The following is an 11,801-nucleotide window of genomic DNA, read 5'->3' on the forward strand; positions in this document are numbered from 1 at the left end:
TCGTGGCCGGGGTGCCCAGCGCCCCGGCCTGCCGCCCGAGACCCTTGCCGAGCGAGGCTCCATGACCCAAGCCAAGACGATATCCGAGGTCGGCGCGCCGCAAACGGTGCGGGACGCCTCGCGGGCCCGCGGCGCCCTGTCCCACATGGCCCTGCCCGCCCTTGTCGTGGCGGCGCTCGCCTGGAGCTGGGGCCCGGCCGAGATGGGCCAATGGACCCATCTCTTCACCGATGCCGGCAACATGGCGGAATACGCCACCGGCTTCCTGCATCCCGACTTCTCGCCCTGGCGCAGCTATCTCTCGGAGATGGTCGTCACCGTGCAGATCGCCATCTGGGGCACGTTCCTGGCGGTGGTGCTGTCGGTGCCCTTCGGCATCCTGTCGGCCAAGAACATGGCGCCCTGGTGGGTCTACCAGCCCTCGCGCCGCCTGATGGATCTGTTTCGCGCCATTCACGAGGTGGTCTTCGCCGTGCTCTTCGTCGTGGCGGTGGGACTTGGCCCCTTCGCGGGGGTCATGGCGCTGTTCGTCCACACGACGGGCATTCTCGCCAAGCTCTTTTCCGAGGCGGTGGAGGCGATCGACCCACGCCCGGTCGAGGCGATCCGCACCACCGGCGCCTCGCGCCTCCAGCAGATCGTCTATGGCGTCATCCCGCAGGTCCTGCCGCTCTGGATCTCCTTCTCGCTCTACCGGCTGGAATCCAACGTGCGCTCCGCCACCGTGCTCGGCGTGATCGGGGCCGGCGGCATCGGACAGATCCTGTTCGAATCCATTCGGGGCTTCTACTATCCCCAGGCGTCCGCCATGCTTCTCATCATCGTCGCCACGGTCAGCCTTATGGATATCCTGTCTCAGACCCTGCGAAAGCGCGTCATCTGATGCGCGTCGCGATCTACTACACGCCGCCGGCCGAAGCGCCCCTGGCGCATCTGGCCGCCGGCTGGCTGGGCCGCAGCGCCTTTCCCGGCACGCCCGCAGAACCGCTCGATCCCGGCCGGGCGGCGCTCGTGAGCGAGCCCGCGCGCTACGGCTTCCACGCCACGATGAAGGCGCCCTTTCGCTTTGCCGAGGGACGCTCGCTGGAGGCGCTGGACGAGGCGCTGCGCCAGTTCTGCAACGCCAATCGGGCGCCCGTTATCCGCCAGCTGGCGCTGCGCCGTCTGTCGGGCTTCTTCGCCCTGGTGCCGAACGAGGGCGAGCCCGCGCTGGACGCGCTGGCGGGCGAGGCCGTGCGCGCCTTCGAGCCGTTTCGCGCGCCGCTCAGCCCCGAGGACTGGGCGCGCCGCAAACCCGAAACCTTGAGCGAGCGCGCCCGCGCCCATCTCCTGCAATGGGGCTATCCCCATGTGTTCGAGGATTTCCGCTTCCACATGACGCTGACCGGGCGCGTGGCCGACGAGGCCGCGCCCGCCGTCGAGGCCGAGTTGCAGGAGAGGTTCGCGCCGGTCCTTGGCCGGCCGCTCGCCGTCGACCGGCTCGCTCTTTTCCTTCAGGCCGAGCCCGGCCAGCCCTTCCACGTCCACTCCCTCCATCCGCTGCGCAGCGAGCCATGAACGCGATCACCATGAATTCGACTTTGAGCGAACAGGTCTTCACCAACGCCATCATCGTTCTGCCGGACGACATCGTGGAGGGCAGCGTCCTCGTGCGCGACGGGCGCATTGCGGACATCTCCTCCGGCCCCGCCTCTCCCAGCCTCGCGCGGGTCGGGGTGGACTGCGAGGGCGACCATCTCCTGCCCGGCCTGGTGGAGCTTCACACCGACAATCTCGAAGGCCATTACCTACCCCGGCCCAAGGTGCGCTGGAACATCCACGCCGCCCTTCAGGGGCACGACGCCGAGATCGCGGCGTCCGGCATCACCACGGTCTTCGACGCGCTTCGCGTCGGGCTGGACGAAGACGCCCAGCTCGGCGCGGCCGACATGGGCCTGATGGCCGAGGCGATCCTCTCGGCGGACGCGGCCGGGGCGCTTCGCGCCGAGCATTTCCTCCATCTGCGCTGCGAGGTCTCGGCGCCCGACGTCATACCGAGCTTCGAGCGCCTCGCTTCCAACCCGCGCGTGCGTCTGGCCTCGCTGATGGACCATGCGCCGGGGCAGCGGCAATTCGTGGATCTCGAAACCTACCGCGTCTACTACCAGGGCAAGACCGGCATGCCGGACCCCGTGTTCGACGCCTTCTGCCTGCGGCGCATCAAGGAATCCGAAGAGTTTTCCACACGCCATCGCGAGCTCATCGCCGAGCGCTGCCGCAATGCCGGCGTCAGCCTCGCCTCGCATGACGACGCGACGGCCGCCCATGTCGCGGAAAGCCGCGCGCTGGGCGTGGCGCTCGCCGAATTCCCCACCACGATGGAAGCCGCCCGCCTGTCTCACGAAGGGGGGCTCGCCGTCCTGATGGGCGCGCCCAACGTGGTGCGCGGCGGCTCGCATTCCGGCAACATCTCCGCCGCCTCGCTGGTGGAGGCGGGGCTGCTCGACGCCCTGTCCTCGGACTACGTGCCCTTCAGCCTGATCCAGGCCGCCTTCGTCCTGTCCGGGTCGATCGGCCTGCCCGCCGCCGTTCGCATGGTGAGCCAGGCGCCAGCCCGTGTCGCCGGGCTGGCGGATCGCGGCGCCATCGCGGCCGGGCTGCGCGCCGATCTCGTGCGGGTTCATGCGCCGGAGGCGAGGGTCTCGACCCCCGTGGTGCGCGGCGTCTGGCGCGAGGGCCGCCGTGTCGCCTGATCCGCTGGGTCTTCCCCCTGGCCCTCACGTCGCCCCCCAGGCCGGCCTGCTTCTGGCCGTGGTCGGCCCGAGCGGTGCGGGCAAGGACACGCTGATCCGCCTCGCGCTGGAGCGTCTCGGCCCGGAGCCGCGCCTCCATCTGGCGCGGCGGGTGGTGACGCGCGCCTGCGACGGCCAGTCGGAGGCGCATGACAGTCTGGACGAGCCCGGCTTCGCACGGGCGGAAGCGGCCGGCGCTTTCTGCCTGACCTGGCGGGCGCATGGGCTGTCCTACGGCTTGCCGATGCTGGTGCGCGAGCAGGTCGGCGAGGGGAAGCTGGTTCTGGCCAATCTCTCGCGCCGCGCCTTAAGCGAGGCGGCGCAGCGCTTCGGCCGGCTCGCGCTGGTGGAAATTACCGCGCCCCCCGCCGTGCTCGCCGCGCGCATCGCCGCGCGAGGGCGGGAAAGCGAGGCGGACATCCTCGCCCGCCTTTCGCGCGCCGTCAGCCTCGAACCGCCGCCGGAAACGCACAGCAGCTTGCGAATCGACAACTCCGGCGCGCCCGACGAGGGCGCGGACCAGCTCGCGCGCCACATCGAGGCGCTCCTGGCCGAACTGCCGGCCTGACGAAACGGCGCTTAGGCCGCCGTCAAATGGGCCGGGCTTTCACCCCTCACTGCCGCTGAAATGGCGCGCGACGAGCGTCCTGGCATGCGCCCACCAATCCGGCGAGCCCTTCTCGATCACCGGCCCGTAGCGGGCGTGGACCTGATCTTGCGTCACGCCGTTCTCGGTCCAGGTGCCGCCAGCGGTGAGCGTATTTAGAAGGAGGGGCTGCAGGCGGTCGAGGGCCTTGGCGAAGCGCGCGTCGGGCGTTTCCGCCCGCTCGAACTCGCGCCACAGGGCAAGGAGTCCGTCGCGCTGGTCCTCCGGCAGGAGGCCGAACAGACGTTCGGCCGCTTCCTCCTCGGCTCGCGCGACGAAGGCCAGGTCATGCGTCCCGTGGATCGGCGTGTCGCCCGCATCGATTTCTACGAGATCGTGGACAAGCAGCATGGCGACCACCCGCGCCGTGTCGATGGCGGGATGGTCCGCCCCCAGCACCAACGCGAACAGCGCGAGATGCCAGGAATGCTCGGCCGAGTTCTCGCGCCGGCTCCCCCCGACGATGCGGCTCTGTCGCTCGACCGATTTCAGAGCGTCGGCTTGCGCAAGAAAGGCGATCTGGCGTTCGAGACGGCTGAGCGACATGAGACATCCTAGAGACTGTTCGACAACTCGGTCCGATCCGTTGGCGCTTTTGCGTCGACGCCTTGGGCGAGACGTGCCCCGCGAGCGAGGCAGTGGTGCGCGAGCGCATCCAATGTTTCGCTCGCCCGTACGGACGATTGCCAATCCTCGCGGAGGCGCCGTCGCATAACTCCAGTCCGGCACCTCGCGGTCGTCGCAAAATCACTCGGCGGCTCTGAGCCGCCGAGGTGTCAACGAGTCTCTTATCATTCCGAGACGGCGCGCGCCAAACGCCCGTCCGTCGTGGTCGATCACCCGTCAATCCGTGGGCGCCGAGCCGGCAGAGCCGCCGAATTCACCCAGACTTGGTGATCCTGTCGCGCAAGCCGCCCCGCCCTCTGCGCGCCATGGGTCTCGATCCCGAAGCGATCCACGAGGCGCTGGACGGGACGGGAGACGAAGTCGGCCCTGCACATCTCAATCGCCTCCTGCGCGGTTACGACGCAGCCTGATCTCACGTCCCGTGCGATGGCCGTCAGGAACGGACAATGGCGTTCGTATGCCGCTCGAAAAGGCAGCACCAGCTCTGCGCATGGCCATTGAACGCCTCAGGCTTATGCAGTCGGCCAAAGGAATAATCCAACCCAGGGTCATGGTTGCAACCCATTGGTCAGGTCTTCGCGCCTCTACTGGGAGGGTCAAAAACGGGTTCGATCCTCCGATGCTTCTCACCAGACTTGCGACCCAGCATTCCGTCGGCTTCGTTCTGGCGGCCGTCTTCATCTGCCTCGCGGCGGGATGGCTGTTGGCCGACCTTTCCGCGCGGGTCGCGGAAGCCTCCGGCGTGGTCCGCCGTCGCTGGCAGCTCGGCGTCGCCGTGGTGGCCGGCCTCGGAGTCTGGACGACGCATTTCGTGGCGATGCTCGGCTATCGGCCCGATATGCTGCTGAGCTACGAGATCTGGACCACGGCGGCCTCGGCGCTCCTGGCCATCGCGCTGACAGGCGGCCCCCTCGCCTTGTCCGCCGGCGCGAGGGACTGGCGGGCGCGCGCGCTCTGGGGCGGGCTTGCCGGCGCCGGCATCGCGGCCATGCATTACTCGGGAATGCAGGCGCTCGAGGGCTGTCTTCAGGTGCGCGCGCCGGGGGTCAGCCTCGTCGCCGGGCTGATCGGCGTTCTGTCGCTGGCGGGCGCGCGCGGCGCCCCTCGCCTCGCCCGTTCGCGGCTCGCGACCTGTCTTCTCTTCACTTTCGCCGTCGGCGGCATGCATTTCCTCGCCATCGGCGGAACCGAGCTTGTGGTTCAGGAGGGCGCCGACATCGCGGGCGACAACAAGATCGTGCTCAGCGTCTTCACCTCGGCCGGCGCGGCCATCCTGTTTCTCGGCGCCTTCGCCACGATCCTGACGGCGCGCCGCTTCGAGGCGCAGGAAAAGGCGCACTCTGCCGTCTTGTCGACGGCGCTGGAGAACATGTCGAACGGGCTGGTCTATCTCGACCAGTGGGGCCGGGTTCAGCTCTACAACCGTCGCTATCTCGAAATCTACGGGTTCGAGATCGGACTGTCGCTCAAGGGCATGACCGCGCACGAGATCGTCGAGGCGGTGGGCGACCGGCACGACTGGAGCGCGGAGCGTCGTGAGAAAGCACGCGGGCGCCTCCTGGAATGGGAAAGCGTCGATAGCTTTTCCACGATCGACTACGAAATGGACGATGGCCGGATCATGCAGGTCGAGATCCGCCCGGTGTCGCGCGGCGGCATGGTCGTGACCTTCGACGACGTGACGGGCGAGCGCCAGGCCCAGCGGCGCATCGAGGAACTGGCCTTCCTCGACCCCTTGACCAAGCTGCCCAACCGGCGCGCCCTCAACGCACGTATCGAGCGGGACTATCATCCCCGCCAGTGGTTCAAGCTGCTGCTCATCGATCTCGACCGGTTCAAGCCGGTGAACGACACCTATGGGCACGGGGTCGGCGATCTCCTCCTGATCCAGGTCGCCGCGCGACTGAGCGAAATCGTCGGGCCGGAGGGCTTTGTCGCGCGCCTGGGCGGCGACGAGCTGGCGATCCTGATCCAGGGGGATCTCGACAAGGCGAAGGCGGTGGCGGAGCAGGTGATCGAGGTGCTCGCCTTCCCCTTCCAGATCGGCGAACTGACGATCACCATCGGCTGCAGCATCGGCCTGTGCTGCACGGACGACGCGCGCGACGCGACCGAACTGATGCAGTTCGCCGACATCGCGCTCTACGAATCCAAGCGGAACGGGCGCGGGCGCCTCAGCTGCTACACGACCGGCATGATGGAGGCCATGTCCGAGCGCGTGCAGATCGAGGCCGACATGCGCCTGGCGATCGAGCGCGGCGAGATGCATCTGGCTTACCAGCCGGTGCTGGCACTTAGCGAGAACCGGGTGATCGGCTACGAGGCCTTGATCCGCTGGGACCACCCGCTGCTCGGTCCTGTCTCGCCCTCCCGCTTCATTCCTCTTGCGGAGGAAACCGGGCAGATCCTGGCGATCGGCGCCTGGGTGCTGCGGGAGGCCTGCCGGCAGGTAGCGGCCCTTCCGGACGAGGCCTATGTCGCGGTCAACGTGTCGGCTGTGCAGTTCCGCTCGCCGCTGCTCCTCTCGCACCTGACGACGGCTCTGGCCACCAGCGGCCTGCCCCCGCACCGGCTGGAGATCGAGCTGACGGAAACCGCGATCGTCGAGGACGGGCGCAAGATCGTCGAGATCCTGTCGGCCATCCGCCAGCTCGGCGTGTCGATCGCCATGGACGATTTCGGCACGGGCTATTCCTCGCTGTCGCACCTGCGCGACTTTCCGCTTGACCGCATCAAGATCGACCGCTCCTTCGTGGCGACGGCGGAGGAGGACCGGCATTCGCGCGTGGTGATCGAGGGCATCACCCAGATCGCGCACCAGCTCGGCATCGCCATTCTAGCCGAGGGGGTGGAGACGCCGAGCCAGCTGGACTTCCTCCGTTCGATCGGCTGCGAGGCGGTGCAGGGCTATCTGATCGGCCGCCCCGTGCGGATGCTGGAAACGGAAAGCGCGCTCGCCCTTTCGGCCTGAGGCCGAGGCGCAAGCACTGTTTCGAAAAGGTCGGGCGGAGCGAACCGCCCTTCCGCCCGCAGACGTTGGCGGCGAAGCGCCGTTGCCCGTTCCCCGGCGGCGGCTCGCGACGAGCGCTCTTGGCCCGACCTGCAATGGACCGGGCGAGACAGGTCTTCGCCGCTGGTCTTGCGACCCCGCCGGCCGACGCATCCTCCCGCCCTCTTGCTATTCCTCGTACAAAACCGCTTGACTGCGACAGAGAAACCGATTTTTCTAGGATGAGAAAACGGTTTCCTAATTGCAGATGGGGAGTTCGACGTCGTCTCATGGCGGATGGTTCGCAAACCGGGAGTCTGGCGGATAGCCCTGCGGCGGGGTCGGCGCGCATCACCATTCGGGATGTGGCGTCGGCGGCGGGCGTCTCGGTCGCCACGGCCTCGAAGGCGCTGAACGAGCGGGGCCGCATGATGCCGGAAACGCGGGAGCGGGTGCAGGCGGCGGCGGAGCGACTGGGGTTTCGGCCGAACGCGATGGCGCGCGCGCTGGTTTCGCAGCGCTCCTTCACGCTCGGGCTCCTTACCAACGACTCCTACGGCCGCTTCACGCTGCCGGTGGCGGCGGGCCTGTCGTCGGCCATGACCGATCGCGGCGTCTCGGTGTTCCTGTGCCCGGTCGAGGATGACCCGGAGCGCGCGCGCATCAGCCTAGATGCGCTGACCGACAAGCAGATCGACGGGCTGGTGATCGCCGGACGGCGGATCGACCGGACCCTGCCGCTCGACCTCTCGGTCCTGCGCCTGCCCCTTGTGCATGTCGTCTCGGCCTGCCCGGAGGGTGGCGTCGGCTTCGTGCCGGACGACGAGGGCGGGGCGCATCTGGCGGTGTCGCATCTCGCCCGGCTAGGGCGGCGGCGGATCGCCCATGTCACCGGCCCAAGGAGCTTTTCCGCCGTGGCCCTGCGCGAGGAGGGCTGGCGGCGGGCGCTTTCCGAGGCGGGTCTCCCACGCCTCGGCGAGGCGCTGTCCGGGGAATGGTCGGAGCAATTCGGCTACGAGACCGGACAGCGCCTCTTCGGACCCGAAACGGAGGCCAAGCACCGCCCCGACGCCGTGTTCTGCGGCAACGACCAGATCGCTCGCGGGCTGATCGACGCCCTAACGCTCATGGGTCTGCGGGTGCCGCAGGATGTCGCCGTGGTCGGCTTCGACAATTGGGAGCTTTTCGCGCAGGCCACGCGCCCGCCGCTGACGACGGTCGACATGGAGCTCAAGGATCTCGGCCGGCAGGCCGGGCTGACGCTTCTCGACATGATCGACCGGAAGCCGGTGGAGCCGGGCCTCCGGCGCCTGCCCTGCCGCTTGGTGACCCGCCGATCCTGCGGCGTCGCGGACGATCGGGAACGCCCGATGGACTGGGCGAACGGCGGATAGAAAAGAGGTTTTTGCCCGAGGGCAAGACGCGACACGCAAGGAAAGACGGGGCGGCCGGCCCCGCGCCGGTCGTGCCCTGCGCTTCGAGGACCATGCTTCGCCACGCGGCCGGGAGGGCTGCGCGGCGAGAACGAACGATCGAGGGCGCCTCGCGAACGGAGCGCTTCACTGGGGAGGAACATTCATGCGCAATTGGCTCTTCGGCCTCGGCGGACTTGCCGTCGCCCTCGCCCTGCCGGCTTCGGCGGGGGCGGAAACCTTCAGCCTCTGGGTGCGCTCGGACGGCTCGACCTTCATGCCCAAGCTCGTGGACGCCTTCAACAAGAGCCAGAACGAGCACAAGGCCGAGCTGCAGATCGTGCCGGTCAACGAGCTGGTGCAGAAATACGCGGTGGCCGCGGCGGGAGGCACGGCGCCGGACGCCCTTTCGCTGGACCTCATCTATACGCCCGCTTTCGCCTCGGCCGGGCAGCTCGAGGACATCACCGACCTCGCCCAGTCGCTGCCCTATTTCAGCCAGCTCTCCAAGCCGCATGTCGCGGTCGGCACCTGGCAGGGGCGCATCTACGGCCTGCCCTTCTCGGCCGACGCCTCGGTCCTGATCTGGAACAAGAAGCTCTTCCGCGAAGCCGGGCTCGACCCGGAAAAAGGGCCGACGACCTGGGCCGAGATCCGGACCGACGCCGAGAAGGTGACCGCGCTCGGCGGCGAGCGGAAGGGCTTCTACTTCTCCGGCAATTGCGGCGGCTGCAACATTTTCACCTTCACGCCGCTGATCTGGGCCTCGGGCGGCGACATCTTCGCCGACGAGGGCAAGCGCGCCACGCTCGACACGCCGCAGACGCGCGAGGCGCTCGACTTCTATCAGGGCATGGTCAGGGACGGGCTCGTGCCGGCCGGCTCGCAGACCGACACGGGCGCCAATTTCTTCGCCGCCTTCGCCAGCGGCAATATCGGCATCACGCCCTCCGGCTCCTTCGCCATCGGCGCGCTCAACCAGCAATATCCCGATCTCGAATACGGGGTGACCTACCTGCCGGGCAAGGACGGCGGCGTTTCCTCCTTTGCCGGCGGCGACAATTTCGTGGTCTCCAAGGGCACTCAGAAGAAGGCCGGCATCAAGGCCTTCCTGGACTATGCCTATTCGCTGGACGGGCAGACGCTGCTCGCCCGCAACGGCTCGCTGCCGGTGCGCGCCGATGTGGCGACGCAGGCGCTGGCCGGGCTCGACGCGCGCTATCTCACCGCCGTCCAGGCCATGGCCAAGGGCAAGACGCCCTACAGCACGGTCTTCAACGACCTCATCAACTCCGCCAACGGCCCCTGGATCACGATGCTGAACCGCGCCTTCTTCGGCAGCCCGGCCGATATCGAGCCGGCCGTGCGCGAAGCGCAGGACGCGATGCAGACCATCATCGACACCGCGCCCTGATCCCCCAAGCCATCGATCGCCGCGCGCGATTCCCGGCCAGCTTCCTCGCGGCGCCCGCCGCCGCGAGGCGCGCTTCTTTCTTCCGCCAGATGCAGGGAGCCGTTTCCATGTCGGTCGCCAGCCATCCCTCGACCTCGCTTTCCCCCGGCCTGCCGCGCGCCGCAGCCAAGCCTCGCCGCAAGCGTCGGCGCGACCTGTCCGGGCTTCTCTACGTCGCCCCGGCCATGGTGCTGGTTCTTGTCTTCTTCGCGCTGCCGCTCGGCATGACGGCCTGGATGTCGCTGCACAACTGGCCGCTTCTCGGCGTGCCGCGCTGGGTCGGCACCGCCAACTACAAGGCGCTCTGGAACGACCGCAACTTCTGGAACGCGCTCGGCTTCACCGCTCGCTACACGGCGGCGGCGACGCTTGGCCTCCTCGGCGTCGGCCTTGCCCTGGCGCTTCTGGTGGAAAAGCCGCGACGCTTCGCGGGCGTCTATCGCACCGCCTTCTTTCTGCCGGTGGTGATCGGCTTCGCCTCGGCGAGCCTTCTCTGGGCCTGGCTCTCCAATGTCGACAGCGGCCTCTTCTCGCCGCTGATGGAGCGGCTGGGGCTGACCGCCGGGCGGATCAACATCCTTGCCACCTTCGAGCCGGCCTTCTGGTCGGTCACCGCCATGGTGATCTGGAAAATGGCGGGCTTCTACATGGTGATCCTGATGAGCGGGCTGCAGTCCATCCCCGCCGACTTCAGCGAGGCGGCCCGGATCGACGGGGCGAGCGCACTCCAGCGCTTCCGCCACATCACCCTGCCGCTGGTGCGCCGCCCCTTCGCGCTGGCGCTCATCCTCTGCGTGTCGGGCTCCATGCTGGCCTTCGACCAGTTCTACATCATCCTGGCCGGCGGCCCGCAGAACCGGACGGTCACCGCGGTCTATTGGATCTTCTCGCAGTCCTTCGTCTCCTTCCGCCTCGGCTACGGCGCGGCCCTGTCCATGGTGCTGCTCGCCATCCTCCTGATCCTCAGCCTCATTCAGCTCCGGCTCCTCAGCGACCGGGAGGACGCACGATGAGTCTCGCCCTTCCCGCCGAGGAACGAACCGCCCGTTCGGCCGGTCGGCGCCCGGCCAAGAACCGGCCGATGCGCGTTCTCTTCCATGTGACGGGCGTTCTCTGCGCGGCCCTGTTCCTGGCGCCGATCGCCTTCGTGGTGCTGGGCTCGCTGCGCTCGGCCAGCGAGACGGTGCGCCCGCCCCTGCCGCCCTGGCCGGAAGGGGAGCCAAGCCTTGCCAGCTATGCCCGGCTCGACGCCTTCGGCGACGGCATCCTGACCTATGCCGGCAACAGTCTCTTCGTGGCGCTCGGCACCACGGTGCTGACCATCCTGGTCTCGGTGCTGGCGGGCTACGGCTTCTCGCGCCACCGCTTTCCGATGAAGGGCCTCGCCTTCGTCCTGATCCTGGCGACGATCATGATACCCTTCCAGTCGATCCTGACGCCGCTCTTCCTGATCCTCGCCAAGCTCGGCCTGCAGAACACGCTGAGCGGTTTGGTGCTGATCTACACGACGCTGCAACTGCCCTTCTCCGTTTTCATGATGCGCAACGCCTTCGACGCCGTACCGAAGGAGATCGAGGAGGCGGCCAGGATCGAGGGCGTCACGGGGCTACGGCTTCTGGTCTTCGTCATGGGCCCGCTCGTCCTGCCCGGCATCGTCACCGTCGGCCTCTTCGCCTTCCTGAACGCCTGGAACGAGTTCCTCGCCGCGCTCGTGCTGCTCACCGACCAGTCCAAGTTCACGCTGCCCGTCCTGATGACGGCGGTGCGCTCCGGCCACTACGGCGCGGTGGACTGGGGCGCGGTGCAGGCCGGCGTCACTGTGATGATGATCCCCTGCCTTCTTCTCTTTCTCATTCTCCAGCGCTTCTACATCCGCGGCCTGACGGCCGGGGCCGTGAAGTGA

At 68.3% G+C, this 11,801-nt stretch carries 11 protein-coding genes; 10 read left to right on the plus strand and 1 reads right to left on the minus strand.

Annotation, left to right across the window (positions count from 1 at the left end; all coding sequences use genetic code 11):
* Positions 1 to 61 precede the first annotated feature (61 nt).
* From phnE to phnN, 4 genes are read left to right on the plus strand one after another with little or no spacing between them, the layout of a single operon-like run.
* The gene (gene phnE / locus AUL32_RS20085) at positions 62 to 883 is read left to right on the plus strand and encodes a phosphonate ABC transporter, permease protein PhnE (protein ID WP_062119042.1); all 822 of its coding nucleotides are present in this window, start codon (positions 62 to 64) and stop codon (positions 881 to 883) included.
* Positions 883 to 1,557: a DUF1045 domain-containing protein gene (locus AUL32_RS20090; protein WP_062119044.1), complete on the plus strand. Its 675-nt coding sequence runs from the start codon at positions 883 to 885 to the stop codon at positions 1,555 to 1,557. The genes phnE and AUL32_RS20090 overlap by 1 nt, the downstream gene beginning before the upstream one ends.
* Positions 1,554 to 2,732 carry an alpha-D-ribose 1-methylphosphonate 5-triphosphate diphosphatase gene (locus tag AUL32_RS20095; protein WP_062119047.1) on the plus strand — a complete coding sequence of 393 codons (1,179 nt, stop codon included), beginning with the start codon at positions 1,554 to 1,556 and terminating at the stop codon, positions 2,730 to 2,732. Before AUL32_RS20090 ends, AUL32_RS20095 begins: the two co-directional genes overlap by 4 nt.
* On the plus strand, positions 2,722 to 3,339 hold the full coding sequence (gene phnN, locus AUL32_RS20100; protein WP_062119050.1) for a phosphonate metabolism protein/1,5-bisphosphokinase (PRPP-forming) PhnN: 618 nt from the start codon (positions 2,722 to 2,724) through the stop codon (positions 3,337 to 3,339). The genes AUL32_RS20095 and phnN overlap by 11 nt, the downstream gene beginning before the upstream one ends.
* 39 nt (positions 3,340 to 3,378) lie before the next feature.
* Here the strand turns inward: phnN and AUL32_RS20105 are convergent, their stop codons facing one another.
* A complete protein-coding gene (locus tag AUL32_RS20105; protein ID WP_061977968.1) occupies positions 3,379 to 3,963 on the minus strand; it encodes an HD domain-containing protein in 585 nt (194 codons plus the stop codon).
* A 344-nt stretch (positions 3,964 to 4,307) separates the two neighbouring features.
* Between AUL32_RS20105 and AUL32_RS25340 the strand changes: the two genes are divergently transcribed.
* The 6 genes from AUL32_RS25340 (at position 4,308) to AUL32_RS20130 (ending at position 11,801) form a co-directional block, all read left to right on the plus strand.
* Positions 4,308 to 4,454, plus strand: a complete 147-nt coding sequence (locus tag AUL32_RS25340; RefSeq protein WP_156421554.1) for a hypothetical protein — start codon at positions 4,308 to 4,310, stop codon at positions 4,452 to 4,454.
* Between the two features lie 209 nt (positions 4,455 to 4,663).
* A complete protein-coding gene (locus tag AUL32_RS20110; protein ID WP_062119053.1) occupies positions 4,664 to 7,015 on the plus strand; it encodes an EAL domain-containing protein in 2,352 nt (783 codons plus the stop codon).
* Between the two features lie 308 nt (positions 7,016 to 7,323).
* Positions 7,324 to 8,427 (plus strand): LacI family DNA-binding transcriptional regulator, encoded by a 1,104-nt coding sequence (locus tag AUL32_RS20115; RefSeq protein WP_062119055.1) that lies wholly within the window; start codon positions 7,324 to 7,326, stop codon positions 8,425 to 8,427.
* Positions 8,428 to 8,611: 184 nt separating this feature from the next.
* Positions 8,612 to 9,859: an ABC transporter substrate-binding protein gene (locus AUL32_RS20120; protein ID WP_062119057.1), complete on the plus strand. Its 1,248-nt coding sequence runs from the start codon at positions 8,612 to 8,614 to the stop codon at positions 9,857 to 9,859.
* Between the two features lie 107 nt (positions 9,860 to 9,966).
* Complete coding sequence (locus AUL32_RS20125) at positions 9,967 to 10,911, plus strand: carbohydrate ABC transporter permease (protein WP_062119060.1); 945 nt, start codon at positions 9,967 to 9,969, stop codon at positions 10,909 to 10,911.
* Entirely contained in the window at positions 10,908 to 11,801 is an 894-nt protein-coding gene (locus tag AUL32_RS20130; RefSeq protein WP_082659891.1) for a carbohydrate ABC transporter permease, read from the plus strand. Before AUL32_RS20125 ends, AUL32_RS20130 begins: the two co-directional genes overlap by 4 nt.

The organism is Aureimonas sp. AU40 (genome assembly GCF_001463785.1).
In the GTDB taxonomy this organism is placed as follows: Bacteria; Pseudomonadota; Alphaproteobacteria; order Rhizobiales; family Rhizobiaceae; genus Aureimonas.

What these genes read in the sequence shown, in the direction of transcription:
- AUL32_RS20120 (WP_062119057.1), top strand. Translation starts at nt 8,612, where the DNA reads ATGCGCAATTGGCTCTTCGGCCTCGGCGGACTTGCCGTCGCCCTCGCC.
- AUL32_RS20125 (WP_062119060.1), top strand. Translation starts at nt 9,967, where the DNA reads ATGTCGGTCGCCAGCCATCCCTCGACCTCGCTTTCCCCCGGCCTGCCG.
- AUL32_RS20090 (WP_062119044.1), top strand. Translation starts at nt 883, where the DNA reads ATGCGCGTCGCGATCTACTACACGCCGCCGGCCGAAGCGCCCCTGGCG.
- AUL32_RS20095 (WP_062119047.1), top strand. Translation starts at nt 1,554, where the DNA reads ATGAACGCGATCACCATGAATTCGACTTTGAGCGAACAGGTCTTCACC.
- AUL32_RS20110 (WP_062119053.1), top strand. Translation starts at nt 4,664, where the DNA reads ATGCTTCTCACCAGACTTGCGACCCAGCATTCCGTCGGCTTCGTTCTG.
- AUL32_RS20105 (WP_061977968.1), bottom strand. Translation starts at nt 3,963, where the DNA reads ATGTCGCTCAGCCGTCTCGAACGCCAGATCGCCTTTCTTGCGCAAGCC.
- AUL32_RS20130 (WP_082659891.1), top strand. Translation starts at nt 10,908, where the DNA reads ATGAGTCTCGCCCTTCCCGCCGAGGAACGAACCGCCCGTTCGGCCGGT.
- AUL32_RS20115 (WP_062119055.1), top strand. Translation starts at nt 7,324, where the DNA reads ATGGCGGATGGTTCGCAAACCGGGAGTCTGGCGGATAGCCCTGCGGCG.
- phnE (WP_062119042.1), top strand. Translation starts at nt 62, where the DNA reads ATGACCCAAGCCAAGACGATATCCGAGGTCGGCGCGCCGCAAACGGTG.